This is a genomic window from Candidatus Krumholzibacteriia bacterium (assembly GCA_035649275.1).
In the GTDB taxonomy this organism is placed as follows: Bacteria; Krumholzibacteriota; Krumholzibacteriia.
On sequence record DASRJW010000131.1, the window covers coordinates 90,971 to 116,464 of the forward strand.

At 68.7% G+C, this 25,494-nt stretch carries 29 protein-coding genes; 14 read left to right on the forward strand and 15 right to left on the reverse strand.

Translation table 11 applies throughout. The annotated features are described in order from the left end of the window. Positions 1 to 33: 33 nt before the first annotated feature. From groL to tatB, 10 genes are all read left to right on the forward strand, one after another. Positions 34 to 1,656, forward strand: a complete 1,623-nt coding sequence (groL, locus tag VFE28_14135) for a chaperonin GroEL (GenBank protein ID HZM17136.1) — start codon at positions 34 to 36, stop codon at positions 1,654 to 1,656. Between the two features lie 210 nt (positions 1,657 to 1,866). Then, positions 1,867 to 2,595: a hypothetical protein gene (locus tag VFE28_14140; protein ID HZM17137.1), complete on the forward strand. Its 729-nt coding sequence runs from the start codon at positions 1,867 to 1,869 to the stop codon at positions 2,593 to 2,595. Positions 2,596 to 2,632: 37 nt separating this feature from the next. Next, positions 2,633 to 4,258 carry a hypothetical protein gene (locus tag VFE28_14145; GenBank protein HZM17138.1) on the forward strand — a complete coding sequence of 542 codons (1,626 nt, stop codon included), beginning with the start codon at positions 2,633 to 2,635 and terminating at the stop codon, positions 4,256 to 4,258. A gap of 85 nt (positions 4,259 to 4,343) precedes the next feature. Further along, a complete protein-coding gene (folK, locus tag VFE28_14150) occupies positions 4,344 to 4,877 on the forward strand; it encodes a 2-amino-4-hydroxy-6-hydroxymethyldihydropteridine diphosphokinase (protein ID HZM17139.1) in 534 nt (177 codons plus the stop codon). Further along, complete coding sequence (locus VFE28_14155) at positions 4,858 to 5,511, forward strand: deoxynucleoside kinase (GenBank protein HZM17140.1); 654 nt, start codon at positions 4,858 to 4,860, stop codon at positions 5,509 to 5,511. The genes folK and VFE28_14155 overlap by 20 nt, the downstream gene beginning before the upstream one ends. 3 nt (positions 5,512 to 5,514) lie before the next feature. Further along, entirely contained in the window at positions 5,515 to 6,405 is an 891-nt protein-coding gene (panB, locus tag VFE28_14160) for a 3-methyl-2-oxobutanoate hydroxymethyltransferase (protein HZM17141.1), read from the forward strand. 6 nt (positions 6,406 to 6,411) lie between these two features. After that, the gene (panC, locus tag VFE28_14165; protein ID HZM17142.1) at positions 6,412 to 8,055 is read left to right on the forward strand and encodes a pantoate--beta-alanine ligase; all 1,644 of its coding nucleotides are present in this window, start codon (positions 6,412 to 6,414) and stop codon (positions 8,053 to 8,055) included. Further along, positions 8,048 to 8,548 carry an HIT domain-containing protein gene (locus tag VFE28_14170; protein HZM17143.1) on the forward strand — a complete coding sequence of 167 codons (501 nt, stop codon included), beginning with the start codon at positions 8,048 to 8,050 and terminating at the stop codon, positions 8,546 to 8,548. Before panC ends, VFE28_14170 begins: the two co-directional genes overlap by 8 nt. Then, a complete protein-coding gene (locus VFE28_14175; protein ID HZM17144.1) occupies positions 8,545 to 9,006 on the forward strand; it encodes a LytR C-terminal domain-containing protein in 462 nt (153 codons plus the stop codon). The genes VFE28_14170 and VFE28_14175 overlap by 4 nt, the downstream gene beginning before the upstream one ends. Then, positions 9,003 to 9,290, forward strand: coding sequence for a Sec-independent protein translocase protein TatB (tatB, locus tag VFE28_14180; protein HZM17145.1), 288 nt, complete (start codon positions 9,003 to 9,005; stop codon positions 9,288 to 9,290). Before VFE28_14175 ends, tatB begins: the two co-directional genes overlap by 4 nt. A gap of 311 nt (positions 9,291 to 9,601) precedes the next feature. Here the strand turns inward: tatB and VFE28_14185 are convergent, their stop codons facing one another. The 5 genes from VFE28_14185 to VFE28_14205 form a co-directional block, all read right to left on the reverse strand. Beyond that, the gene (locus VFE28_14185) at positions 9,602 to 9,937 is read right to left on the reverse strand and encodes a hypothetical protein (GenBank protein HZM17146.1); all 336 of its coding nucleotides are present in this window, start codon (positions 9,935 to 9,937) and stop codon (positions 9,602 to 9,604) included. A gap of 96 nt (positions 9,938 to 10,033) precedes the next feature. Further along, positions 10,034 to 10,279 (reverse strand): hypothetical protein, encoded by a 246-nt coding sequence (locus VFE28_14190; protein ID HZM17147.1) that lies wholly within the window; start codon positions 10,277 to 10,279, stop codon positions 10,034 to 10,036. A 25-nt stretch (positions 10,280 to 10,304) separates the two neighbouring features. Then, the gene (locus tag VFE28_14195) at positions 10,305 to 10,976 is read right to left on the reverse strand and encodes a hypothetical protein (GenBank protein ID HZM17148.1); all 672 of its coding nucleotides are present in this window, start codon (positions 10,974 to 10,976) and stop codon (positions 10,305 to 10,307) included. Beyond that, complete coding sequence (locus VFE28_14200; protein HZM17149.1) at positions 10,976 to 11,584, reverse strand: cysteine peptidase family C39 domain-containing protein; 609 nt, start codon at positions 11,582 to 11,584, stop codon at positions 10,976 to 10,978. The genes VFE28_14195 and VFE28_14200 overlap by 1 nt, the downstream gene beginning before the upstream one ends. Continuing rightward, positions 11,581 to 12,108, reverse strand: a complete 528-nt coding sequence (locus VFE28_14205; protein ID HZM17150.1) for a hypothetical protein — start codon at positions 12,106 to 12,108, stop codon at positions 11,581 to 11,583. The genes VFE28_14200 and VFE28_14205 overlap by 4 nt, the downstream gene beginning before the upstream one ends. Positions 12,109 to 12,262: 154 nt before the next feature. Here VFE28_14205 and VFE28_14210 point away from each other — a divergent pair, with 154 nt between their 5' ends. Further along, on the forward strand, positions 12,263 to 13,201 hold the full coding sequence (locus tag VFE28_14210) for a sigma-54 dependent transcriptional regulator (GenBank protein HZM17151.1): 939 nt from the start codon (positions 12,263 to 12,265) through the stop codon (positions 13,199 to 13,201). A gap of 23 nt (positions 13,202 to 13,224) precedes the next feature. Further along, positions 13,225 to 14,877, forward strand: coding sequence for an ABC transporter substrate-binding protein (locus tag VFE28_14215; protein ID HZM17152.1), 1,653 nt, complete (start codon positions 13,225 to 13,227; stop codon positions 14,875 to 14,877). A gap of 244 nt (positions 14,878 to 15,121) precedes the next feature. On the opposite strand, the gene VFE28_14220 is transcribed toward VFE28_14215, so the two are convergent. Continuing rightward, positions 15,122 to 16,624: a M28 family peptidase gene (locus VFE28_14220; protein ID HZM17153.1), complete on the reverse strand. Its 1,503-nt coding sequence runs from the start codon at positions 16,622 to 16,624 to the stop codon at positions 15,122 to 15,124. A gap of 173 nt (positions 16,625 to 16,797) precedes the next feature. Between VFE28_14220 and VFE28_14225 the strand changes: the two genes are divergently transcribed. Beyond that, positions 16,798 to 17,127 carry a hypothetical protein gene (locus VFE28_14225; GenBank protein HZM17154.1) on the forward strand — a complete coding sequence of 110 codons (330 nt, stop codon included), beginning with the start codon at positions 16,798 to 16,800 and terminating at the stop codon, positions 17,125 to 17,127. A 51-nt stretch (positions 17,128 to 17,178) separates the two neighbouring features. Here the strand turns inward: VFE28_14225 and pgeF are convergent, their stop codons facing one another. Both pgeF and VFE28_14235 read right to left on the reverse strand, forming a co-directional pair. Continuing rightward, on the reverse strand, positions 17,179 to 17,967 hold the full coding sequence (gene pgeF / locus VFE28_14230) for a peptidoglycan editing factor PgeF (GenBank protein ID HZM17155.1): 789 nt from the start codon (positions 17,965 to 17,967) through the stop codon (positions 17,179 to 17,181). A 3-nt stretch (positions 17,968 to 17,970) separates the two neighbouring features. Next, positions 17,971 to 18,498 (reverse strand): hypothetical protein, encoded by a 528-nt coding sequence (locus VFE28_14235; protein HZM17156.1) that lies wholly within the window; start codon positions 18,496 to 18,498, stop codon positions 17,971 to 17,973. 167 nt (positions 18,499 to 18,665) lie between these two features. Here VFE28_14235 and VFE28_14240 point away from each other — a divergent pair, with 167 nt between their 5' ends. Further along, positions 18,666 to 18,983: a NifB/NifX family molybdenum-iron cluster-binding protein gene (locus VFE28_14240; GenBank protein ID HZM17157.1), complete on the forward strand. Its 318-nt coding sequence runs from the start codon at positions 18,666 to 18,668 to the stop codon at positions 18,981 to 18,983. A 78-nt stretch (positions 18,984 to 19,061) separates the two neighbouring features. Here the strand turns inward: VFE28_14240 and VFE28_14245 are convergent, their stop codons facing one another. From VFE28_14245 to VFE28_14275, 7 genes are all read right to left on the reverse strand, one after another. Further along, the gene (locus VFE28_14245) at positions 19,062 to 20,606 is read right to left on the reverse strand and encodes a pitrilysin family protein (protein ID HZM17158.1); all 1,545 of its coding nucleotides are present in this window, start codon (positions 20,604 to 20,606) and stop codon (positions 19,062 to 19,064) included. Beyond that, positions 20,606 to 21,967: a pitrilysin family protein gene (locus VFE28_14250; protein ID HZM17159.1), complete on the reverse strand. Its 1,362-nt coding sequence runs from the start codon at positions 21,965 to 21,967 to the stop codon at positions 20,606 to 20,608. The genes VFE28_14245 and VFE28_14250 overlap by 1 nt, the downstream gene beginning before the upstream one ends. A gap of 118 nt (positions 21,968 to 22,085) precedes the next feature. Next, complete coding sequence (locus VFE28_14255; protein HZM17160.1) at positions 22,086 to 23,246, reverse strand: 6-bladed beta-propeller; 1,161 nt, start codon at positions 23,244 to 23,246, stop codon at positions 22,086 to 22,088. A gap of 188 nt (positions 23,247 to 23,434) precedes the next feature. Beyond that, on the reverse strand, positions 23,435 to 24,070 hold the full coding sequence (locus tag VFE28_14260; GenBank protein ID HZM17161.1) for a response regulator transcription factor: 636 nt from the start codon (positions 24,068 to 24,070) through the stop codon (positions 23,435 to 23,437). A gap of 50 nt (positions 24,071 to 24,120) precedes the next feature. After that, positions 24,121 to 24,540 carry an anti-sigma regulatory factor gene (locus VFE28_14265; GenBank protein ID HZM17162.1) on the reverse strand — a complete coding sequence of 140 codons (420 nt, stop codon included), beginning with the start codon at positions 24,538 to 24,540 and terminating at the stop codon, positions 24,121 to 24,123. Positions 24,541 to 24,578: 38 nt separating this feature from the next. Further along, positions 24,579 to 24,965, reverse strand: coding sequence for an STAS domain-containing protein (locus tag VFE28_14270; protein HZM17163.1), 387 nt, complete (start codon positions 24,963 to 24,965; stop codon positions 24,579 to 24,581). Positions 24,966 to 25,267: 302 nt separating this feature from the next. Continuing rightward, complete coding sequence (locus VFE28_14275; protein ID HZM17164.1) at positions 25,268 to 25,450, reverse strand: hypothetical protein; 183 nt, start codon at positions 25,448 to 25,450, stop codon at positions 25,268 to 25,270. Positions 25,451 to 25,494: the final 44 nt, after the last annotated feature.

Sequence of the window (25,494 nt, forward strand, 5' to 3'; positions counted from 1 at the left end):
CATTCGGGAAGTCAAGGAAAGGAAGGCACATCGATGCCGAAGCTGATTGCGTTCGACGTCGCCGCCCGCGAAGAACTGCGGCGGGGCGTCGACATCCTGGCCAACGTCGTCAAGGTCACCCTCGGCCCCCGGGGCCGCAATGTGATCCTGGACAAGAAATTCGGCGCTCCCACGATCACCAACGACGGCGTCACCATCGCCAAGGAGATCGAGCTGGAGAACCACTTCCAGAACATGGGCGCGCAGATGGTGAAGGAAGTGGCCACGAAGACGAGCGACGTCGCCGGCGACGGCACCACGACCGCGACGATCCTGGCCCAGGCCATCATCCACGAGGGCCTGAAGAACGTCACCGCTGGCGCCAACCCCATGTACCTCAAGCGTGGCATCCAGAAGGCCGTGGACGCCGTGGTCGAGGAGCTCAAGCGCCGCAGCAAGGAAGTCAACGACCGGGAAGGCATCGCCAATGTGGCCACCATCTCGTCGAACAACGACCGCGAGATCGGCAAACTCATCGCCGATGCCATGGAGAAGGTCGGTCGCGACGGTGTCATCACCGTCGAGGAAGCCAAAGGCACGGAGACCAGCCTCGAGGTGGTCGAGGGCATGCAGTTCGACCGGGGCTACCTGTCGCCGTACTTCGTCACCGATTCGGAGCGCATGGAGGGAGTCCTGGAGGACTGCCGCGTCCTGATCCACGACAAGAAGATCGGCTCCATGAAGGATCTCCTGCCGGTGCTGGAGAAAGCACTGCAGACCGGCAAGCCCTTGCTCATCATCGCCGAGGACCTCGAGGGCGAGGCGCTGGCGACGTTGGTGGTCAACAAGCTGCGCGGCACCCTGAGCGCCTGCGCGGTCAAGGCCCCGGGCTTCGGCGACCGACGCAAGGCCATGCTCGAGGACATCGCCATCCTCACCGGGGGCCGGGTCATCTCCGAGGAAGCGGGCTTCAAGCTGGAGAACACCGTGCTGAGCGACCTCGGAATGGCGAAGCGCGTCGTCGTGGACAAGGACAACACCACGATCATCGAGGGCGCGGGCAAGCACGCAGACATCCAGGGACGGGTGCAGCAGATCCGCAAGCAGATCGAGGACACGACCTCGGACTACGACAAGGAGAAGCTGCAGGAGCGGCTGGCGAAGCTGGCCGGCGGCGTCGCGGTCATCCAGGTCGGTGCGGCGACCGAGGTGGAGATGAAGGAAAAGAAGGCCCGGGTCGAAGATGCTCTGCACGCCACCCGTGCGGCCGTTGAGGAAGGCATCGTGCCCGGGGGCGGCGTGACCTTGCTGCGTGCGGGCGAGGTGATCCACAAGCTCGAGCTCACCGGCGAGGAGAAGCTGGGCGCCGAGATCATCTACAAGGCCCTGGCCGAGCCGGCGCGCTGGATCGCCAACAACGCCGGCGTTGAAGGCTCCATCGTCATCGAGCGCTTGCGCAAGGAGAAGGATCCGATCGGCTTCGATGCCGGCGTCCTGGAGTACCGCGACCTGCTCAAGGCCGGCGTCGTCGACCCGACCAAGGTGACGCGCTCGGCGCTGCAGAACGCGGCGAGCATCGCCGCGCTCCTCCTCACCACCGAAGCGGTGGTCTCCGAAAAGCCGGAGGAGAAGGAGAGCGGCGGCGGTGCGCCGCCCCACGGCCACGGCGGTTTCTGAAGCCGCAGGCAGCGCACGCGGCATGGCGGGGCCAGGCCCCGCCGTGCCCGCCCGCTGCAGCGCCGAAATCCCTGCACCGGCGGAACCGATGTGCCCAGGCGGGGTTGACGCCCCCCAGGGCAGTCGCTATTTTACGGCATGCTCGGAGCTCCAAGGCCCCCCAGAGTCCTCACGTGCCTTTTCCTCTGCCTCCCGTTCCTCACCGGCACGGTGGCAGTACGGGCGGCCTCGCGCCTTCCCGAGGCGCTCCCGGCGCCGCGCCATCCCGAGGCGCTGCCGGGGTCGCGGGGCGGGCCGGAGATCCTGCAGGGCTGCCCCGAGCTCGGCACGGCGCACGAATGCTTTCAAGCCCTCACGGGCCCCTTCCTGAACGTGGCTTCCTTCTTCGACTCGCAGGAGAGCAGCGTCCAAACGCACTACTTCCTCAAGCTCTTCCAGAACACGGGCAATGACAGCTTGCGTCTACGCGGCATGGGCTTCCATGCCCGGCCGGCCGGCGCGTCCTTCCAGGCCGCCGGGGCCATGATCTTGGGGCCCGACATCGTCTTCCCCCGCGTCGATGCACTGATCAACCTGCGTACGGTCGGTATCGTCACCGCGCCCGACGAAAACGTCATGACCTGCGTGAGCTTCGACGACGCCATCGACAGCAAGGGCCGTCTCGTCCCGGCCGTCCTCGGCCCCGGGGACTACGCCTGGGTGGTGTTGCGCTTCCCGGAGCTGGCGGAAGGCGTTTTCCTCGGCATCCGCATGGATGACGACAGCGTCGACCAGGATTGCGACTTCATGACCAAGGATGCCGGCGAGCACTGGTATCGGCCTGATCCGCGGCTCGGACCCCACTACGATTTCGGCATCGCCGTGTTCACCACCGGGCCGGTCGGGAGCACCGAACCCGAACCGCCGACCTGGACCCTGGTGAAGTCCCTGTACCGCTGAGGCCATCGCCCCAGGAATTGGCCCAAGGAGCGAAAGCGTGAGACGAGGAAAGCATGCCGCCGTCCTGTTCGCCGGCGCGCTCCTGCTCCTGGCAGGTTGCGGCGAGGACACCGTCGCTCCCCCGGACGGGGGGAATGGCGGCAACGGCGGCGGTGGCGGCGGACCTCTCGAGGTCTTCGATATCTTCCTCCGCCCCTACGTCATCGCCCGCGGCTCCTCGCTCGCTGGCGGCCTGCCGAACCCGCAAGAGTCGCTCTACTACCTGACGGCTTTCTACAGCGGCGGCGAGCCCGTGGCTTCCTTCTCCTGGCAGTTCGATCCACGGCTGGGGTCGATCCTGCCCAAAACGGTGGAACTCACCCCGACGAGCGCCACGGTCTCGGTCCTCAACGACGGGCTGACTCCCCTCGGCTTCTACGACATCTCGGTGGAGGGAACGAGCGGCGGCCTGCACAGCTCCTATCACAAGCGCTTCGCCGTGGTCGAGATCAACTGGATGAAGCACGATCGCGCCATCATCACCAACCCCAGCGACCCACCCTTGGATCTCGAGCTCGACCCGGTGTTCGTCCCCACCGGAGCGAGCGACCAGATCTACTTCGTCGGCTCGCCGAGCAAGCAAGCCGTGAGCCTGTGGTCCATCTTTGCGAACGCCAGCCTGGAGCAGCCGCCGGCGACGCCGGAGATGTCGCTCTTCGTGGTCCCCAACTGCAACAGCAATCCCTGCCCTTGGGGCACGGTGGACGGGTTGCAAGCGCTCTCCGCCGAGGAGCGCGAGCCCGATCCCTCGCCGGCCGGGATGGGGCGGGACGAACTGCTGTTCTCCTCGCAGATGGATCCACAGTTCCTCGAGCGGCTGGAGGTGACCAACGACGAGAAGATCGGTTTCAACCTCTGGGTGGTGAAACGACCGACGTCGCTCGGCATTCCCTTCCGTGCTCGGGTGCTCACTTCGGATGTCAAGTTCGACAGCCTGGGGAGCCAGTGGTTCCGCGTCTACCAGCACCGGCAGCCGCGCTGGGATCCCACCGCCGTGGCGCCCGTCGGGCAACCGGCTCGCATCGCCTTCACCGCCAACCGCGGCCCCGACCCGCTGGTGGCCTACGGGACCAACCTCTGGTTGGGAGACCTGCACGATCTCGACAGTGACGGGGTGAGCGACTCCTTGATGAACCTGCGTCAGCTCACCAACGAGGGCGGCATCACCAGCTTCGACTGGACGCCGGATGGTCAGTTCATCTACTTCCTCGCCGCCGGCAAGGATGAGATCTTCAAGCTCCCGGTGGCCAACCCCCAAGCGGTCGAATCCATCAGCCTCGCGGCCCTCGACTCGGAGCTGGGGGACCTGCGTTTCATCAGCGTCTGTCGCGCCGACGGCAATCTCCTCGCCTTCCAGGGCAGTTCGGAGAACCGCGTCTACCTTTTCGTCTACGATGTCGCCGCCGCGAGCCTGATCCGGGCAACGCCGTACGAGTTTCCCCCGGGTCGCAACCTCTTCCCGCGCTGGCATCCGACCCGCCGGGAGATCGTCTTCGTGGGTGACTACACGGTGGCGCGCTGGCTCGACAACGGCGACGTCTATCCCCTCGGCAATCCGGTGTACGCCGGCGTCAAGCGCACCCTCTATCCTTCCGTCTGGAGCGTTCAGCTCGAAGAGCGCTGAGTCCTTGACACTGCCTCCTGCGGGCCCCAAGCTGGAATGCGGGCGGTCGCGGGAACTCCTGCAATCTCGGTCACTTGGAGCTGGTATGCGGGCCCCTGGGGTGGTCGTCTACCTGGGTCTGGGAGCGAACCTGGGGGATCGCGCTGGGCAGCTGCAGCGCGGCGTCGAACAGCTGCAGGAGGGTGGGGTGGCGGTCCGGCGCGCTTCGCACCTGTATGCCGGAGCTTACGTCGGGCCCGGGACACCCCAGCCGGAATACTGGAACGCCGTGGTGGAGGCGGAGACCGCGCTCGCGCCGCTCATGCTCTTGGACTTCGTGCAGCGGCTCGAGGCTGCAGCGGGCCGGCGCGCGGGCACGCACGGTTTGCCGCGCCCCCTCGACGTGGACGTGCTCTTCTACGGCGGCTGGAGCATCCGGCACCCGCGTCTCGTCGTGCCCCATCCGCGTCTCGCGGCGCGGCGCTTCGTCCTGGAACCTCTGGCCGAGCTCGGCGTTCTCGAGCTTCTGCCCCTGCCGGAGCTGCCGGCCTGCCTCGCCGCCGCACGCCAGAGCCAACCGCTCGAGGTCTTGCCGCACCGCCTTCTGCCTGGAGCAGCCCGTGCCGCCCTTCCCGCCTGAGCTCCGCTATGTCGCCATCGAGGGCGTCATCGGCGCGGGCAAGACCAGTCTGGCCCGACTGCTGGCTCGCGACTGCGGCGGGCGCCTGCATCTCGAGGTGGTGGACGACAACCCCTTCTTGCCGCGCTTCTACAGCGAGCCGAAGCGCTACGCCTTCCCGACCCAGATCTTTTTTCTCCTCTCGCGCTTCCGGCAGCAGCAGGAACTCTTCCAGCAGGATCTCTTCGGCGCCGCCGTGATCAGCGACTACATCTTCGCCAAGGACCGCATCTTCGCCAACGTCAACTTGGACGACGAGGAACTGCGGTTGTACGAGCGCTTGGCGGCCGAGCTGGAGCCCCGCGTGCCGGTCCCGGACATGGTCGTCTACTTGCAGGCGTCGGTGGAGGTGTTGCTAGCGCGCATAGCCCGGCGCGGACGGGAATACGAGCGCGGCATCGCGCCCTCCTACATCGAGGAGCTGAACGATGCCTACAACCACTTCTTCTTCCACTACGACGATTCGCCGCTCCTCGTGGTGAACACGAACGAGATGGATTTCGTCCACCATCCGGAGCACTACGAGATCCTGCGCCGCCGGATCGGTGAACCTTTCCAGGGCGTCCGGTACTACACTCCTGCCTGGGAGAAGTGACGCATGCCAGCCAAGACCCCACCGCTGCAGCCGGTCCAGCCGGCGCCCAGCGCCGGCACGGCCACGCCGGGCGGCAGCGGCACACCGGCGCGGCCCAAAGTCACCAGGGCGGCGTTGCAGGAGATGAAGAAGCGCGCCGAGCGCATCGTCATGGTGACCGCCTATGACTATCCCTTCGCCAAGCTCGCCGACGCCGCCGGTGTGGACATGCTCCTCGTCGGCGACAGTCTCGGCATGGTGGTGCTGGGTTTCGAGAACACCCTGCCGGTGACCATGGAGCACATGCTGCATCACACCCAGGCCGTGGCGCGGGCGCGGCCGGCGGCCATGCTCGTCGCCGACATGCCCTTCATGTCGTACCAGGTGAGCCCGGAAGAGGCGCTGCGCAATGCCGGGCGCTTGGTGCAGAGCGGCGGCGCCGAAGCGGTGAAGCTGGAAGGCGGCGAGCGCTGCCGGCGCGCCATCGAGGCCATTGCCGGCGCCGGCATTCCGGTGATGGGGCACATCGGACTCACGCCGCAATCGGTGCATCAACTGGGCGGTTACCGCGTGCAGGGTCGCGAAGCCGGGGCGGCGGAGCAGCTGTTGCACGAGGCGCAGGGCTTGCAGGATTCGGGCTGCTTCTCCCTGGTTCTCGAAGCCATCCCGCTGGCGGTGGCGGCGCAGATCACCGCGGCGCTCCGCATCCCCACCATTGGCATCGGCGCCGGGCCGCACTGCGATGGTCAGGTCCTGGTGCTCCACGACCTGCTCGGATTACCCGGCGGGATGGTGCCCAAGTTCGTGCGCCGCTACGCCGACCTGGCGGGGATGGCGCGGGAAGCACTGGAACGCTTCGTCTCCGAGGTACGCCTCGGCCGCTTCCCGGACCGCGAGCACAGTTACGGGGGCTGAGGGGACGTGGAGCTCATCCGGGAGAAGCGGCGCATGCAGGAAGCGGCGTCGCGCTGGCGGGCCGAGGGCCTCCGGCTCGGTTTCGTGCCCACCATGGGGGCGTTGCACGCCGGCCACCTGTCGCTGCTCGGGGAGGCCCGGCGCGGTTGCGACCGGGTCGTGGTCTCGATCTTCGTCAACCCGCTCCAATTCGGCCCGCAGGAAGACCTGCAGCGCTATCCCCGCGATCTGGACGGCGACCTGGCGAAGCTGAGGGCCGCCGGCTGCGATGTTGTCTTCGCCCCGGAACCGAGCGAGATGTACGCCTCCGACAGCAGCACCACCGTGCGGGTCGAGGCGCTCGAGAGCGGGCTCTGCGGCGCCTTCCGGCCCGGACACTTCCGCGGCGTCGCCACCGTGGTCGCCAAGTTGTTCCACATCGTGCAGCCCCATGTCGCGGTCTTCGGCCAGAAGGATGCGCAGCAGGCCGTCTTGCTGCGGCGTCTGGTGCGGGATCTGGATTTCGATGTGGAGCTCCGCATCGCCCCGATCGTGCGCGATGCGGACGGGTTGGCGCTGTCGTCACGCAACGCCTACCTCGAGGCGGAGGAACGCCGGCAGGCACTGCTCCTGCCGGCAGCGCTGCGGGCGGCGCTGGAGCTGGCCCGCGCCGGCGAACGCGGGCGCGAGCCGCTGCTGCAGCAGGTGCGCGCGGTGCTGCAGCGGGGGGCGCAGCTTCGACTCGAGTATGTGGATCTGGTGGACGCGGCGACCTTGCAGCCCCTACCGCGGCTTCAAGGTCGGGCGCTGCTGGCGCTCGCCGTCTTCGCCGGCGCCACCCGTTTGCTCGACAATCTGGTGCTGGAGGTGCGTGACGGCATGGTGCGCGAAGCAGGGCTCGACGAGGTCGTGCGGTCGGCGGGGAAGAACGAATGCGCTGCCATCGTGCTCGCCGCGGGGTTGGGGAAGCGCATGCACTCCGATCTGCCCAAGGTGCTGCATGCGGCGCTGGGAAGGCCGCTCCTCGCCTACGTCCTGGAAGCGGTGGCCGGTGCCGGGGTCCGTCGCGTGGTCGTTGTGGTCGGGCACCAGGCGGAGCGGGTGCAGCAGGCCTTCGCCTCGCGCGAGGTACTCTGGGCGCTGCAGATGCCGCAGCTCGGCACGGGGCACGCGGTGCTGCAAGCGGAGCCGCACTTCCAGGGCTACGGCGGCGACGTGCTCGTCCTCTGCGGCGACACCCCGCTCCTCACCGCAGCGACGCTGCGAGAGCTGGCGCGCGCCCATCACAAAAGCGGCGCCGCGGCCACGGTGCTCACTGCCGAGGTGGATGATCCACAGGGCTATGGACGCATCCTGCGCGGCCCGGACGGCGACCTCTGCGGCATCGTGGAGGAGAAGGACGCCACAGCCGCGGAAAGAGCGGTACGGGAGATCAACTCCGGTCTGTACATCTTCGCCTCCCAGGCGCTGTTCGAGGCACTGCACAAAGTGGGTGCCGACAACAGCCAGCGGGAATACTATCTCACCGACACGCTGGCGATCCTCCGCGGCGCCGGCCAACGCATCGGCGCCTATCGGTGCCGCGACCCCCGCGAGGTCCTGGGCGTCAACGATCCGTCCCAGTTGCGCGATGCCGAGAGGATCCTGGCGCAGAGGACCGAGGATGCGTAGGTTGTGGGCGCCGTGGCGGGCGCAGTACGTGCAGGGAACCGGTGGCGGCGAGGAGCAAGCCTGCTTCCTCTGCGCCTATGGCGCTGGCGGCTCCAGGGACGAGGCCAACGTGCTGGCGCGCTGGCGCACCTGGTATGCGGTGCTGAACGCTTATCCTTACATCAACGGGCACCTGATGCTGGCGCTGGTGCGGCATCACGAGGGCTTCGCCGGCCTCCTGCCCGAGGAAGCGGCCGAGCTCCCCGGTGCCTTGGCGGCGTGCGAGGCGGCCTTGCGCCACGCCTACCAGCCGCACGGCCTGAATGTCGGGGTCAACCTGGGGCGCGCGGCGGGCGCCGGTGTGGTCGGGCACCTGCACGTGCACCTCATGCCGCGCTGGAGCGGCGACACGAACTTCATGACCACGGTGGCGGAGATGCGGGTGCTTCCGGAGAGCCTCGAGGCGAGCCGGACGCGCTTGCGCACCGCTTTCGCCCGGGAGGAGACGCGGTGAAGAAGTGGGGCAAGCGGGCGCGCCCGCCCTGGTACCATCGGGTGAGCCCGCTCACCTGGGGCACGCTCGTCCTTCTGCTGGCGGTGAGTGCCTCGGTGGCGTTGCGCACCGCCCGCGGGCTGCGCCAGCTGCCGCGGCCGGCCCAGGTGCAGGTGCTGAACGGCAGCGGCGCCCCCGACCTGGCGCGGGTGGTGACCGACCGGCTGCGGGATCGCGGCCTCGATGTGGTGGCGGTGGGCAACGCTGACGCCTCGGACTATCCGCAGACGCTCGTGCTTCTCCGCCGCGGGAACTTGGACGTGGCCCGCATGGTAGCTCAACGACTAGGGACGGGAGTGCCGCTCCTGCAGCGTGACCCGACGCTCCTGGTGGACGTCACCGTCATCCTCGGCCGCGACCTGCTGGAGCGCACGCAGTCCCTGGCGGAGAGCGGGTCCGAGGGGCGGAGCCTGGAATGAACAACATCGGTGGCACCGAGCTTCTCCTCATCCTGGTGGTGGCTCTCATCGTCCTCGGGCCGCGCCGGCTGCCGGAGATCGGCGAATCCGTGGGCCGCGCGCTGCGCCGCTTCCGTCGTGCCTCGCGGGACATCCGCGAGGAGATCGACATCATGAGCGACATCGACGACGATCGCCCGCGCCGCTCAGCTGCAGACCTCCCAGGCCGCGCCCACCAGCACCAGCCCCAGCACCGGCGCGAACAGACCGGAAGCGAAGGCCAACAAGACTCCACCGAGACCTAAGACCAAGAGAAAACAAGAAGCGAACTCGTGCACGGACTTACCCGGGCTGCCTGTGAACGCCGCGGGTCCAGTGACGGTGGGCGCCGTCATCGCAGCCGCGCTCGTGCGAGCCGCTGCTGCCGGCACTCTCCACGCCGGCAGGAGCGCCAGAGTCAAGAGGGCGACGCGAGCGAGCCGCCTCGGGTCACAACCCATTCGTATTTCGCTGTGCATGGCCATTCCTCGCGGGAGGCGCGAAACCGGGGCACTGGAGGAGAACCGGAGGGGTGGGAGGGGGAGGAACGGGGCGGCACGAAGCGACAGTCCACGCGTCACAAACAGACCAGCACGCCGACGGTGGCGATGGCCAAGCTGATCGCCCCTCCGGCTCCGGAGAAACCGGCGAGCAGCAGGTAGGTCACGTTGGCCGACGAAAGGGCGCACAAGGCGAGCTCTTGGAAGCGCTTCTTCCGCTCTTGCCACCAGCCGCTGCCGGTGGCGTCGGTCGCCGGCGAGGTGTGGTCGTGGTCCCAGGCGGCGAGCGCAGCCGTTGCAGGCTCGACGCCGGCGTCTCCGGGTTCGAGAACGGCCGGGCCGACCGCCGCGGAGCGGAACCCGCTCGCGAGGACGAGGAAAAGCAAACCGAGGCTGCAGCACAGGCGCAGCACGAGCAATCACCTCCAGGGAAGAAAACACGAGGGTAGCGGAGACGACGGACGGTGACGGCGAGAGAACGGCCAGCAGGCGTCGCCGCCGTCGCCGGCTCACTCGCAGAACGTGAGCCAGACGATGCCTGCGGTCATCACCCCGATGGCGGCGGCGCCGAGCACCGGATTGGCGATGAGGCCGAGAATACCGCCTGCGATCATGCCGACGGCGAGAGCGCAGTGTTCCATCTTGCCACCCACGGCCTCGGCGAGAGCGCTAGGAGAAGACGCACCGAGCAGCGCGAGCTGCGCCAGAATCACGCCGGCCGTGGCGAGGCTGGCGAGAGCGAGACGCGGACGCACGACGAACCTCCAAGGGGAGAGGGGATCATCGGGGGTGAAGGAAGAGACGGAGCGCCACGCTGATCGCCCACAGCGGTGTCACCAGGGCCAGCGAGAGACGCAAGGGCAACGCGGCCAGACGCGCCAAGCCGCAGGCCAACAGCGCGCCCCACCACAAGGTGAAGACGTTCACCGTGGCCGCTGCCGCCGCCAGGGCGGCGGAATGGGGTTGCCAGAAGAGATCCAGGCCAGCGCGCAGGTGCACGGCACGGACCTCCTCCCAGTTCGACGGGCGATCCAGCCCGAGAACGAGGACGGTACAGGCCGATTCGAGGAGGAAGATCGCTTCCAGGTGCAGCACGAGGGATAGGCACTGCCGCCAGTGCAGTCGGCCGCCGGCCACGGTGGCGACGGCATGCAACACCGAGCCGAGGGCGACGCCGCGCAGGAGGATGCCGAGGGGGGCGAGCAGCGCCATGACGAGACCCAACACCCAGGACGACGGCGCTGCGTTCGCCGGCAGGTCGGCGAACAGAGGATCGAGACGCAACGCCGGCGCCAGGAGGGAGGCTTGCAGGACGAGCAGTGCCGCGGCGCTGCCGCCCCAGACGAGGAGCGGAACGCCGAGAGAGGGACGGGCCTCCACGGCGGCAAACGCCGCCGGCGGCGCCACGACCACGTCGAGGAGCGGGCGTACTCGGCTAGGCAGGGTCGGCATCACCGGCCTCCCCGCCCGCCGCGCGCGACCCCTGTCTCCGGCTCCGGTCGCGCACAGGTGATGATGATCCCCGACATCTGCCGTTCGAGCACTGCGGAGCGCACCAGCACACCCCCGCAAGCCGGATCGAAGAGGCGCGCGGTCCCGCCGCGAACCTGCTCCAGGACGACGAAGTGCCCCCGCCGCAGGTGCACGATGGCGGGCAGCAGCGCCGGTGCCGGCGCCGACGCGAGTCGCTGCACGCGGCAAGCGAGGCCGAAGCGCGTGCCGATCCGCGCCAGGCGGCGGGCCGAGGTCCCGCCTTGGGGCAAACGGGTGAGACTCCACAGGAGGTTCTGAGGCACGTCGCGATCGTGAGCACCGAGGAGCCATTGCAATGCCGCGGCGCCGCAGCCATCGGCCTTCTCTTGCTTCACACCGCGCATCCCGTCGAGGCCACGGCTCCGCGAACCCCAGGCGAAGAGCGCGGGCCAGACGCGCGGACCGGCAACGACGGCGGCCGCGATGTCTCGGAGCCAAGGCACGGCGCCGGGGATCGTCACGGCGCGCGCTCCTTCCGCGACGATCCAGAGAACGAGGGCGACGGGCAAGGGCGCACAGCGAGTCACGGCGCCCCTCCAGCCGCGAAGGCGAGCGCCCGTTGCCAGCTCGTCTCGTCCCGCGCCCCGAGCCAGGCGCGGACGATGCTGCTGTCCGCGCCGACCCACCAAGTGAGCGGCGTGGCGGTGATGTCGAGGCGGTGCAGCCACGCCGCCGCATGGCGGTGCACCGGTGTCGCGAGGGGAAGGTCGCCGACCAGATGCAAGCGCGCCGCGACCGTTTCACGCGCCGCCGGTGCCAACGCCTCGAGCGCCCGTTGCAGGGCATCGACGTGGCGGCGGCAGGGTCGGCACCCGGCGCGGACGAACACCCACAGGGCCGGTACGTCCCCCGGCGACAAGGAGGCGGGGAAGCGGCTCGGAGCGCGCAGCCGAGGCGGTGTTTGCCGGGCGATGGCGGCGACGAGGATGGCAGCCGTGGCGGCGGCGAGGAAGAGGATGCCGAGCGCGACGCGGGTGGGCATGGGTGCGAGAGGCTGCGGGCGACGTTCTAGCTGCTGCAAGCCGGACAGCAAGACGAGTTCCAGGCGCACAGGAGCGCGACGGCTCCTTCGGGGCGCTACGGTGTCCTCGGCGTCGACATGCAGCGCCTACAGTGTCGTCGAAGCCGCGGCGGTCGCCTTGACGTCCCTGCGACGGGCTTCCTAGAATGCCGGCTCCGCGCCGCACCGGTTCTCCGAGGATGGCATGGAACCCACGCCCGTTTTCGACGACATGGCCGGAAACTCCCCGCCGATGCGCGCACTGTTCGCGCAGATCGAAAAGGTGGCGCCCACGGATCTCACCGTTCTCGTTCTCGGCGAGAGCGGCACGGGCAAGGAACTCGTGGCCCGTAGCCTGCACCGGCGGAGCACTCGCACCCGCGGCCCCTTCGTCCCCCTCAACTGCGGCGCCATCCCCTTGACGCTGCTCGAATCCGAGCTCTTCGGCCACGAGCGCGGTGTCTTCACCGGTGCGGACCGGGCGCGGATGGGCTACATCGAGAGCGCCGCGGGCGGCACGCTCTTCCTCGACGAGATCGCGGAAATGCCGCCGGGAGCGCAAGCGAAGCTCCTGCGTGTCCTGCAGGACCACTGCGTGCACCGCTTGGGGGCGACGCGGGAGCACAAGGTGGACGTGCGTGTCATCGCCGCCACGCACCAGAACCTGCCGTCCCTGGTGGCGGCGGGCGCTTTTCGCGCCGACCTGTACTATCGTCTCAACGAGGTGAAGCTGGAGCTGCCGCCGCTCCGCGCCCGAGGCGACGACGTGACCCACATCGCTCGCTTCGTTCTCGCCGAGCTCTCGCGGCAGTACGGGCGGCCGCTCGCCTGCACCGAGGCGGCGTACGCCCTGCTGCGCCGGCACGACTGGCCTGGCAACGTGCGCGAGCTGGAGAACTGCCTGCGCCGTGCCGCAGCTCCGGGGGAGCGCACCACGCTCGATGCCGCGGACCTCGAGCTCCACGCGTCGGGGCGGCCACCGCACCTGGCGGAGATCCTGGAGCAAGCCACCGAAGCGGCAGTCCGCGCCGCGCTGCGCCGGCACGGCGGCGCACTCGCCGCCGCGGCGGCGGAGCTCGACATTCCGGTGAAGGAGCTGCAGCGCTTGGCGGAGCGCTTTGACGTGCAGCCACCGTCCTCGTGAGCGGCAAGCCGAGGGGAGCCTGCATGGCGATCAGGATGGGGCTGTGGCGCTGCCACCGGCCGAGGCGACACCGCTGTCTGCTCCTCGTCCTCCTGTTCGGCGCCTGCCAGCGCGGCGAGTCGCCGGCGCCGGGAGGTGCGGGCGCGCCGGTGCGCGGCGGCACGGTGGTGGTGGCGCTGGCGCAGGAACCGGAATCGCTCCTGCCCTACACCACGCACAGCTCCGTCGCCGCCGACGTGCAATCCTTTCTCTACTGCATGCTGGCAACGACGAACGCCGACTTCGGCACCTTCAGTCCCAGCATCGCCCGCTCCTGGGAGTGGAGCGCCGATCACCACGAGCTCCTCATGCACCTGCGCGACGACGTCGTCTGGTCCGACGGCGTGCCGCTCACCGCCGCCGACGTGGCCTTCACCCACGAGGTGGCGCGGGATTCCGTGGTCGGCTGGCCGACGCGGGCGTGGAAGCGGCATGTCACCGCCTGCGAGGTCGTCGATCCGCACACCGTGCGCTTCCGTTTCGATGCGGTCTTCTACGATCAGTTTCGCTTCGCCAAGGAGGGCTGGCTGCTGCCGCAACACCTCCTCGGCCAAGTGCCCCGCGCCGAGTTGGGACGGCACCCCTTCGCCCGCCAGCCGGTGGGCTGCGGCCCCTTCGTGCTGGAGAGTTGGGAGCCGGGGCAGCGGATCATCCTGGCGCGCAACGAACGCTACTTCGGTGCCCCCCGGCCGTGGCTGGATCGAGTGGTATTCGAGATCGTGCCGGAGGCGTCGCTCCGCTCCGAGCGCCTCCGCGCCGGCAGCATCGACATGACCGGTCTCGAGCCGCGCCAGGCGGCGGAACTGCAGCGCGCTGCGACGCAAGGGGAAACCGGGGTGCGCGTCCTCGCTGTGCGCGGCCGCTCCTACGATTTCATCGGCTACAACCCGGCGGATCCCCTGTTCCAGAGCCGCGCCGTGCGCGAGGCTCTCACCCGCGCTATCGATCGCCGGCAGATCATCGAGGCTCTCTGCTTCGGTTACGCCGAGATCTTCGAAGGTCCCTTCCCGCCCATGCTCTGGGCTTATGATCCGGCGCTCCCGGCCACGCCTTACGACCCGGAAGGCGCCCGGCGTCTCCTCGCCGCCGAAGGTTGGAAGGACGCCGACGGCGACGGCTGGCTCGAGCGCGATGGCCGCAAGTTCGAATTCACCTTGACCACGAACAGCGACAACGCGCTCCGCATGCAGGCGGCGGTGCCGGTGCAGGCCTACTGGAAGGCCATCGGTGTGCAGGCGCGGGTCGAGGGACTGGAAATGCAGACGGCGCTCAAGAAACGCGCCGACCGCCAGTACCAGGCCTATTTCGGCGGTTGGAACGCCGGCCTGTCGCCGAGCGGCACGGTGGAGAACTTGTGGAGCTGCGGCAGCCGCGGCAGCAAGGGCAACTTCACCGATTACTGCAACCACGAAGTCGACAGCCTCAATGCCTTGGTGGCGACGGCGCCGGCGCCCGAGGTGGTGGCGCCGCTCACCCATCGCATCCAGGCGCTCATCGTCGCCGATCATCCCTACACCTGGATGTACTACGAGCACAACCTGGTGGGGGTCGGGCCGCGCCTGCAGGGCTTCGCCATCGATCCCCGCGGTGCCTTCGTCAACATGGAAGACTGGTACGTCCCGGCGGCAAGTCCTTGAGCCACCCGATCGGCGGTCGCCCGGCGCGAGTGGTCTGGCGACGGGGCGGCGCGGTTCGAGGCGCGCCTCGGGATCGTCGGGTCACCGGTACAGCGCCTTGAGGTTCGTCCAGGTCGTCGGAGCAAATGAGCTGGGGTGCGAAAAGAAGCGGGTCGCCGCTCGCAGGGCGACGTTCATCTCACCGCACCTGGTCGGTTAGGAGAAACCGATGCGACTCGTGGTGCGCCGCGGTTCGTGACGGTTGTCAGTGCGGCTGTGACGCGCCAGCGAGCACCGCGCTGCCCCGCGGCGATGCCAGCTCCCAGGCGGCGGCGAAGAGGAGGCGCGCCACCCGCGTCACCTTCATCGCGTCCACACCCTCCCAGTCGTCTTCCGGCTGGCCGTACAGGTTCGGATCGACGCCGTCGTTGAAGAGCAGGCTGGGGATGCCCGCACGTTGCAACAATTCTCCCGTGGCGGCATGAGGCCAGGAGGCGGCGAAGCGCTCCGGTAGGCGCGAGCGCGGCCGCGGTTCGAGGAGCAGCGCCGGGGCGAGCAAGGTGGCGCGGCGATTGTGGCGTTCGAGCAAGCGCAGGAGATCGGCGTACTCGTCGGCACCCTGCACCGCCAGGTAATCCGGGTCGTTGCCCCCCACCGCATCCAGCACGAAGCAGGCTCGCACCTGCACGTGCCCGAGGAGGAGCGGCAGATCCTGCAGCAAGGCTTCCAATCCTTGGCCGCCCTGCATCTCGGCGGAGACGAAGGCGAGGAGCACGCTGCGATTCAAGGTGTCGTGCACCTGGGCGAAGGCACGGGCGACTTCGAGCAGCGCGGCGACGCCGCTGGCGTTGTCGTCCCCGCCGTTCAGGATCTCACCGGCGCTGTTGACGCCGCTGTGGTCGTAGTGCGCCACGAGGAGGATGCACTCCTCGCCGACACCGGCGCCGCCGAAACCGACGAGCAGGTTCTGCCCCAGGGACACCTCGGCACGGAACTGCACCTGCACCCGGGTCTCCGCGCCCTCGGGCGGCAGCGGCAAGGCGCCCGGTCGGACCACGAGGGCGGGGATGGTGCGTTCCGGGGCCACCCGCCAGGCTGCCGCTTGCAACGCCGCGCCCAAGCGGCTCGCGGTGAGGTTGAGACGGATGCCCCGAGGAGAGCGGACGCCAGAAGCCATCTCCGGCGGCAGTTCGGATGGATACGAGGCGACAGGCAGGCGCTCCCAGTCGGGGGCATCGGTGAAGACGGCGGCCGCGGCGCCGCACTGGGAGAGCCGCTGGGAGGCCCGATAGTACGCCGCATCCGCCGGTTCGCCGGCGTGCCGTGCCAGGGCAGCGGGGGGCACGAAGACCACGCGACCGCGCACCGCCGCCGCCACCGGTCCGGCGAGATCCTCAGCTCGCGTTTCGAGATGCAGCGAGCGGGCGAGAACATCGGCCTCGTTGGAGAAGAGCAGCGGCCGGAAGTCCGGGCCGGGCCAAACCTCGTGGCTTGCCTGCCCATCGAACACGGCGAGTCGCGTCGCCGGCCCGATGCGGTGCAGGAAGACCGAGAATGCATGCACGAAGCTCACGGCCTGCGGGCCGCGCAGCGCCTGGGCGCGCACCGCGCCGCTGATCCCCATCTCCTCCAGCCGGTCCAGCAGGTAGCTCACCACCGAGTCGGCTTCCGGGGAAGCGTGCTGGCGCCCGGCGCGCGCATCCGCCGAGAGGTAGCGGCCGTAGGCCATGATGTTCTGACGCTGGATGGCACGCGCTCCCTCGCTCAACGGGTCCGCGGGCGGGCGGACGCAGCCGGCGAGCGCCAGGAGGGCGACGGGGAGGGCAGCCAGTCGGCGGTGCCACGAAACTGTGGAAACGGAGCCCATCACCTCAGTATAACCGGCCGCATACCGGCCGCTCCGGCCGGCCGTCTCGAAGGTCGCGAGGAAGGTGCGAGGGGATGACTGCAAGCCGCTGGTCCATCGCTGCAGTGGCTGTCTACGGCGGGCTGCTGCTCCTCGCCGGCGCGCTCTTCGCTCTCCTCACCGTCGTCCGCTGGCTCGAGCCGGGCCAGTCGGGCGCCGCTATCTACTGGCTCATCGCGGTACCGGTGATCGTGGCCTGCGGCACCTGGTTGCTGCTGGTCGTCTGGTGTGCCGTCGATGCCGGGCGGCGCGGCATGAGCGGGCCACTCTGGGGGCTCCTCGTCTTCCTCCTCGGCTTTCCCGTCGGCCCGGTGCTCTACCTCGTCCTACGCCGGAGCCCATCCGCGCCGGAAAACAACGCCTGAGATGCCGTGGACGCGAAGGTGTCCATGGAGTAGGCCTTGGCGGCCCCCTCCTCAGGAACGCATCCACGCCAGCGCCCAATGCCTCCCCGTGCGCGGCCCGAGCTTCCGGTGCGAGAAGAAGTGCTCCGGGTCGCAGCCGGTGCAGGGGGGAGCGGCGAAGATTTGGGCCGCCGGCACGCCGAGGGCGAGGGCACGCCGACGATTCGCTTGCCGCAGGTCGAGGTGCGGTGGCGCCCCCGGCCGTTCGACGAGCGCCTCCGGGAGACGCGCGGTCACTTCGGGACCGACGGCATAGCAACAAGGGCCGATGCTTGGCCCCAACGCGACGTGCAGATCGGCGGCGTTTCCTCCGGCCTGGAGCAGCGTCTCGATGCCGCGCACGACGATGTCCGCCGCCGTACCGCGCCAGCCGGCGTGGACCAGGGCGAGCCGGCGATGGCGCGCATCCCAGAGGAAGACGGGAACGCAATCCGCCACCCCCACCACCAGCACTTCTCCCGGCACCTCCGTCCACAGCCCATCGGCCTGGGGCGGGGTATCGGCACCGGCACGCAGCACGAGGTCGCCATGCACCTGCCGCAGCCGATAGGAGGGGAGTCCTTCCAACCGCAGGGCCTGCCGCAGCAGGTCCCGGTTGGTTTCGACGTGGGTTGCCGCATCGCCGGTGGATGCTTCCAGGTTGAGCGTCGCGTAGGGAGCCGGACTCGTGCCGCCGATGCGGGTGGTCACCCAGGTCTCGAGCCAAGGCCAGCGCTCCGACCCCGGAGGACGCCAGAGGGTGAGGGAGGCTTTGCTCTCGAAGTGACCGGACACCGCGTTGGGATCCTCTGCCGCCGGCAACGTTCACCCACCGATCACGAAGGTGAACGTCGCTTTCTCTTCCTCCCCGGGAGCGAGTGCTGGCTCCAGGGTGACCCGGGCCGTGCAGGTGTCGCCGCTGGCGAAGTAGTTGCGGTTCGGGTTGACGTCGGTGATGCGCCAGGTGAAGAGGATCCGGTCCTGGGAGGGGAACTCTGTCGTGTACAGCGGCGGGTCGGCCTCGCCGTGCCAGCGCGGATCGTTCGGGTCGGCGGGCCGGGCCTCGATTCGGAACTTCCAGCGCGCCCGCAGGTTGGCGCGGGCGTGGAAGACGCCGCGATAGTCGAAGGGGACGCCGGAATCTTCGCCGAGCCAGTCCAGGTTGAGGGGTTCGGAGAGCACGAGCCCGGACGCGGGGGTGGAAGGCGTGTCCTCGCAAGCCAGCACCGCCGTTCCCAAGGCGGCCATGCACGCCAAGACGGCGCGTCCCTGCCGCAGCCGCAGGCGTCGGGACGCACCGAGTCCCGGTGCCGCGCCGAGAAGTCCGAGGATGGGAGCACGCAGTCCGCGCATGACAGCATCATGCACGGGCTTCGATGCCGGCGCAACATGCCCCGCACCGTTGGGGTTTCTGGCCCAGCGACGCGCGCGACGCCGCTCCCGTTGGCGCTCCGTCGGTGCCCGTGCTATCCTTTGCATCGCCCACTCGAGAGCGCCCGAGCAGTCCGCGAGGTTCTGCGGTGAGAGTTGCCGTCGCGTCGATGGAAGGGGCCTACATCAACCACGGACTGCAGGCGGCGGAGCAGTTCTTCGTCTTCGACGTCTTCCTCTCCGGCATCTCCTACGTCGAGAAACGGGAAAATCAATTCCGCGAGCACACGAGCAGCCGCAAGGCGCTGCAGGGCGTCGCCGAGTTGCTCCGGGATTGCAAGGTCATCTGCTGCACCCAGGCAGGGACCGAGGCGGTGGAGTTCTTCGCCCGCCGCGGCATCGAGCTCGACATGTCCGACGGACCCATCGACGAGAAACTCAAGGGCTTCATCGAATCGGTCTTCTAAAGTCGCCTCTCTGGAGCTGCATCCCACGGGGACCGGCAGCGCAGGGGCGGTGGCCCGCCCCTGCGGCAGGTTTGAGGCTCACCGCTCGAACATCTGCTGCACCGGCACGACGCGGATGGCGTCGGCGGTAATGCCGAGCGGCAGGCTGGCGATCTCCTTGTCCTCTGCCATCACCGTCTCGGGCTTGGGCATCTTGTAGCTGAGCGGCGTCGCTCCGGCACTGGCGAGCTGCTCCTGCAGGATCTCGGGCTGACCGGTGACGATGGCGATCTTGAGTCGCTCGAGCTGCAAATGCTTGGCGATGGCGGCATTCACCTCCGCCACCGTGAGCTCTCCGAGGCTGCGGCGGAAGGTCTCCAGGTGACTGGCCGGGAGAGCGTAGAAACGGTCGTCCACGGCGTAGCCCAGCCGCTGCTGCGTCGTTTCCGCGTAGTGCAGGATGTACTTGTTCAGGAACGAGCGGGTGAGCTCGAACTCCTCCGGCGTCATCCCGTGGGCGATGAGAGCCTCGATCTCCCGCAGCGCTGCCCGCAGGGCGAAGACCGCCTGGTCGTTGGGGAGCGTGCGGATCCACACCTCGAAGCACTGCTGCCGGCGCCCGACGTTGGTCGGCGGCTTCTGCCGCTGCCCGCCTTCGGGATAAGCCTCGATGTAGGAGTAGTCGCCGTAGTTGAGACCCCGGTCGGTGCGGATCACCTGATACAGGTGGCTGGAGCTGTTGCGATGCTCGCCAAGCCAGGAGTTCGCCACCCACAAGGCATAGAACTCCCGCGAGCCCCGGTGCACGTCGACGGGGAAGCCGAAGCTGAGGGAGGCGTCGGCGCCGGGCTTGGCGACGATCGTGACCTGGCGCCCGGCGAATGCCGGCGCCGGCGCTGCCGCGAGCGCCGCCGGCGCGCCGGCCGCCAGGCTGCCGAGGTCCTTCTGCAGTCGCTCCGGGAGCGCCGCCGGATAGCCACCGCCGAGGCCGACGACGACGTTGCCGGCGGTGAAGTACTGGGCGTAGAAGCCCTTCACGTCCTCCAGGGTGATCGACTTCAGAGCCTGCACCGTCCCCAGCATCGGGTGCGCATACGAAGTGCCCTGGAAGACGAAGTCGTAGAACGCCGCCTTGCCGAGTTCCTCGTCGGAAGCGTAGCGCAAGGTGTTCTCGATCTCGTTGAGCGCGTTGCTGCGCAGCCGCTCGAAGTCGTCGGCCCCGAAGGCCGGGCGCAGCACGGCATCGGTGAACAGGGCGTAGAACTTCTCCAGGTTGTCCTTGTGGGTACGGCCGGTGACCGTCGTCATCTCCCGATCCACGCGCACCTGGTACGAAGACGCCAGCGGATAGAGCTTGGCGAGGATCGCCTCGTAGGTGTTCTGCGTCGTCGCGCCCTCGGCGAGCAGCTGGCCGGTGAGTGCGGCCAGGCCCTCCTTACCGGTCGGGTCGTTCTGCGACCCCACCTTGAACCAGAGGTTGAAGCTCACCGTCGGATCGTCGGGCACCGGGAGGAGGACCGGGCCCGAGCCCGCGCTGTCTGGGCCGGCGCCCTTGTCGCCGCATGCCGGAAGGAGAAGGAAGAGGAGGGCGGCGGCGGCCCGTGGCCACCGAGCCCTGCGGCTCTGCTGGCGAGAGTCTCGCATCAGCTCTGACCTCCCCGCAGGACGGCGACGGTTCGCCGTGTGGGTACCAAGTACTTCTGCGCCGCCGCCTGGACGTCCGCCGCGCTGACGCGTCCGTAGGCGTCGTACAGGGTCTCCACGGCGTCGATGCCGCCGCTCACGGCGATGACGCGAACGAGCGCCCGCGCCACGTTCATCGGCGTGTCCAGGCCCATGAGGAACTCGTACTTGAGGCGCGATTTCAGATCCGCCAGGCGCTGGGCGTCCGGCGCCGTGTCGCGGTACTGGGCGATGGTGGCGTCGATTTCGCCGAGCACGTAGTCGACCTTGGCCGGATCCTTGATGCGGGCGATGATGTCCAGCAGCCCGGGGTCGCGGTTCATGTTGACCTCGGCCTCGATGAATTCGAGCACCTGCTCGTCGAGGACGAGCTTCTTGTGGATGGCGCTGGTCTCACCGAAGGCGAGCGCCGAAAGCAGCTGCGCCGCCACCAGGTTGGTGTTCTTCGGATCGAAGGCATCGACCTTGTACGCCACCCAGGCGATGGGCAGCGACTGGCCCTCGTAGGGGACGTCGAGGCGCTTCTCCCGCGACTGCTCGGGCTCGGCCGGTACCTGCGGCGCCACGTAACCGGGCTTCCAATCGCCGTAGTATTTCTTCAGCAGCGCCATGGTCTCCGGCACCTTCACGTCCCCGGTGACCAGGATCACCACGTTCTCCGGCCGGTAGTAGCGCTGGAAGAAGGAACGGGAATACTCGTACATCGTGGGCATGGCCTGGATGTCCTCGACGACGCCCATGGCGGTGTGGCCGTAGGTGTGCACGTCGTAGGCGGCCTGGTGGATGGCCTCGTAGAGGGTGAAGAAGGGGCTGCTACGGTTCTTGCGGTACTCGCCGTACACCGCCCCCGACTCGGTTTTGAACTCTTCCTCGGGGTACTGCAAGTTCTTGAAGCGGTCGCTTTCGAGATCGACGACCTTCTCCAGGTCCTCGGCGGCGATGTTGAAGTAGTAGGCGGTGAGATCGTCGCTGGTGAAGGCGTTGGTGTCCGCACCCATGGCGGTGACGATCTTCTCCCGCGCCTCCCGCGGGTACTTTTCGGAGCCGCGGAACATCATGTGCTCGAAGAAATGGGCGAAGCCCGTGTGCCCGGGCTCGTACTCGTCCCGGGCGCCGGTGCGCACGATGCTCCAGTAGGCGACGAGGCCGCCGGATTGCATGGGGATGACGATGGCCTGCAGGCCGTTGTCGAGTTTTTCCACGTGCGCCGGGTAGGGGAAGATCCCCGCCCCGAGCGCCGGGCCGGCCACGACGAGCAGGCACGGCACGAGCACGCACCAGCGGGCGGCGCGGCCGGGGCTTCGCGAGGTCGGGAACACCACGTGCGTCTCCTTTGTCCAGGATGGGGGAACGGCGAGCTCGAGGGGCCGACTATAGCGGAAGCACGGTTGGAAGCAGAGCGACAAGTGACGCCGCGCGCTCCCGCACCGGAAGCGGGCCTCAGGGCGGGAGCAGGGCAGCCGGCGCATGGAGAGAGCGCCGTGGCCAGCCGCAGGCGCGCTGTCGCCGCGTCCGCGTGAGGCGCCGCGCTGGTAACCGGGGCCGCCGGCGCGCCGGACGGAAGAGGTCCTTCACCGCACTCCAGGCCGGCTGCTGCACCGGTGTCGGCCGGTAGCTCCAGTGCATCACCTGGCCATCGTCGCCGAAGTCGGTGATGAAGACGTCCCCGGACGGATCCAGCACGATGTCGTGGGGGTCGATGAGCTCCCCGGGAGCAGTGCCACGCCGTCCCCAGGCGGCGAGGAAGGCGCCGTCGCGGGTGAACTTCTGCAGGCGGAAGTTGTGATGGTCGATGACGATGACATTCCCCACCGAGTCGGTCGCCACCCCGAGCGGGGTGATGAATTCGCCGGCAGCCTCGCCCTTCCGTCCCCAGCGGCGGACGAAGTCGCCGTCGGTGGTGAACTGGTAGACGCACTCGCAGCAGTCCTCGTTCTGGTAGCCGATCTCGGTGACGTAAACATGGGAGGCGGTGGCGGTGAGACCGAGGGCGCCGTGGAAGCGGCCGTCACTGTTGAAGGCCGAGCCCCAGGCGGCGAGGGGAGCGCCGTCGGCGCTCAACTTCTGCACATCGCCGCGGGCGGTGTCCGAGACGTAAACGTGACCGGCAGGATCCACCGCCACGGCGTAGGGCGCGAGGAATTCACCGGGTGCTTCTCCCGCCTGGTCCCAGGCGGCGAGGAAGTCGCCGTCCTGGCTGAACTTCTGGATGCGCCCGTTGCGTGAATCGGCGACGTAGACGAAGCCGCGGGCATCGACGGCGAGACGGGTGGGGGTATCGAACTGTCCCGGGCCGGTGCCGAGCTCGCCCCAGCCGGCGAGGAAGCGCCCGTCCGCGGTGAACTTCTGGATGCGGTGGTTGCGCGTGTCGGCCACATAGAGGACGCCCGCCGCGTCGGCGCCGATGCCCTGGGGGTACTCGAGCAGCCCCGGGTCGCTGCCTTGCAGGCCCCAGCGGCCGATGTAGCGCGGCGGCTCCCCGGCGCCGGTCACGGCGCTGAAGAAACAGGGAACGGCGAGCCCCACCGCCAGCCCCAAGCCTCGGAGACGGTGTCGGCCGGTGCGGGCCAGCAGACCATGCTGCCACCGTCTTGCGGTCACGGGGTCGCTCCTCGAGGAGGACAGGTAGGGGACCAGGCGCACCGAGCGCAGCGAGTCTCGACAAGCTAGAAAGGGGCGGGAAGGAAGTCAAACCGCAGGGGCGCAGCGAGGACGGCTCGTCGAGTTGGAAGTAGGGGCGCGAGCGCCGCCGCGTCCCCTCCGAGGCGAGTGTGCCATGCGACAGAGGCTCAGGGCTGCACCAGGCCCATGCGGATGGCGTAACGCACCAAGCTCGCGGTTTCGTGGATGTCCAGCTTCGCCATGAGGTGCGTCCGGTGGGCGTCGGCGGTCTTGAGGCTGACCCCGAGAATCGCAGCGACCTGCTTCGTCGTGTTGCCTTCGGCGACCAGCTGCAGGACCTGGCGTTCCCGCGGGCTCAGCGGGCTCGACGGCAGCTCGGATTTCGAGCGGTAGGCGTCGGCTAGCGTCCGCGAGACTCTCGGGCTCAAGTAGAGGGAGCCGCGCATGACCTCCCGAATAGCCTGCACGAGATCGTCGGTCGCCTGGGTCTTGAGGACGTAGCCGCTCACCCCGGCACGCAACGCCTCGAGGACGTAGGGCTCCTCGGTGTGCATGGTGAGAAGGATCGTCTTCAGCCGGGGTGAGGTGCGCAGCATCTCGCGCGCCGCATCCACGCCGTTCAAGTTGGGCATCGCCAGGTCGAGGACCGCCACGTCCGGGCAAAGCTTCGACGCGGCGAGACGCACCGCCTCGCGGCCGTCGGCGGCTTCCGCGACCACCTGGAATCCGGCCCGCTCGAGCAAACCCCGCAGCCCCTCGCGCAAGATCTGATGATCATCGGCGATCAGTACTTGCACTCCCATCCTCCGGCTCCTTGGCTCGCGTCGCCCCTGGTTTCCCGAGCTCTCTCCGCTCAGCCCTTCCATTTTATCGCGGTCACGATCGTTCCCTTCTTCCTCTTGGAAACGATCTCGAAATCGTCCATGAGTCGTTTCACTCCCGGGAGGCCGAGCCCGAGGCTGCGGGAGGTCGAGAATCCCACCTGCAGCGCCTGTTCGATGTCGCGGATTCCCGGCCCCCGATCCTTCGCCACGATCACGAGGCCGCGACGGCCATTGAGCCGCTCCGTCTCCAGGCTGAGCATGCCGGTCTGGGCGTAGAGCAGGATGTTGCGAGACAACTCGGAAATGACCGTGGCCACCACCGTCTGCTCAGTGGCCGACATTCCCAGCTGCTGGGCCAACACCCGCCCTCTCCGCCGCGCCAGCAGAATGTCCACGTCCGATTGGATCGGGATGGGCGGATTCTTCCTCGCAGCCCGGCGGTGATGCATGGTGGACCTGCGGTTGGCGGCGGCTCGAGGGACGCGGCTCACCGGGTACCGCTCGACACCGCTCTCCCACTCTCCCCGGTCATGAGATCCAGCAAGGTCACCCCCGCATCGAGATCGAGGGCGGTGTCCACGCCGTCGAGGGTGACACCGAGCCGCACCATCGAGACCGCCACGTCGGCCTGGATGCCGACGAGGATCATCTTCGCGCCGCGCAGCCGGACCATCCGGGCGATGTCGACCAGGGTGCGGGCGGCGAAGGAATCCACGACGTCCGTGGCCGTCACGTCCACGATGACGCCGAGGCAGTGGAAGCGTCCCACTTTCTCCACCAAGCCGTCGCGGAGTCGCAAAAAGTCGGCGTCCGTGAGCGCCGATTGTACGCTGCCGATCAGATACGGCCCGTGGTTGAGGATTGGAACTTCCATCCCCCTGCGCGGCCCCCCTTCAATGCAGCCTCTCGCCTTTCTTCACGCACGACCTCGCACAGTGTCTCCGGTCACGATAGCGGCACGGTCCGCGTCCGCCCATCGGGGCGGCAACTCGAACGCGGCTCCAGAACTTTCCCGAGTCGCGAAGGAGGAATCCTGCCGGTACGATGGTGGATCCACTGATCACGGCCTTGTCTTGTCGAGTCGGGTCGAGCGAGCCGGGGCGAAGGAGGAATTCAAAACGCAGGGCGAGGGGCGCTCGGTCCCACGACGGCAGCAGGGACCCTGCCACCTACGCTCTACCGGCGCACCAGGCGAGCGATCCCGATGGCCAGAAAAGCGAGGCCCAGGGCCGTGAAGGCGCGCTGGCCGGAGAGGGAGATGGCGAGAAAAGCAACGCCGATGACGACGAAAGCCATGCCCGAACGACGTTTCAGTCGATTCCTCCCCTGCCGGCGCGGCTGCCTCGCGGCCAAGCCCATGGGGCCTCAAAACGCAAACACGCGGGCACGAAGGCGTGGTCGAG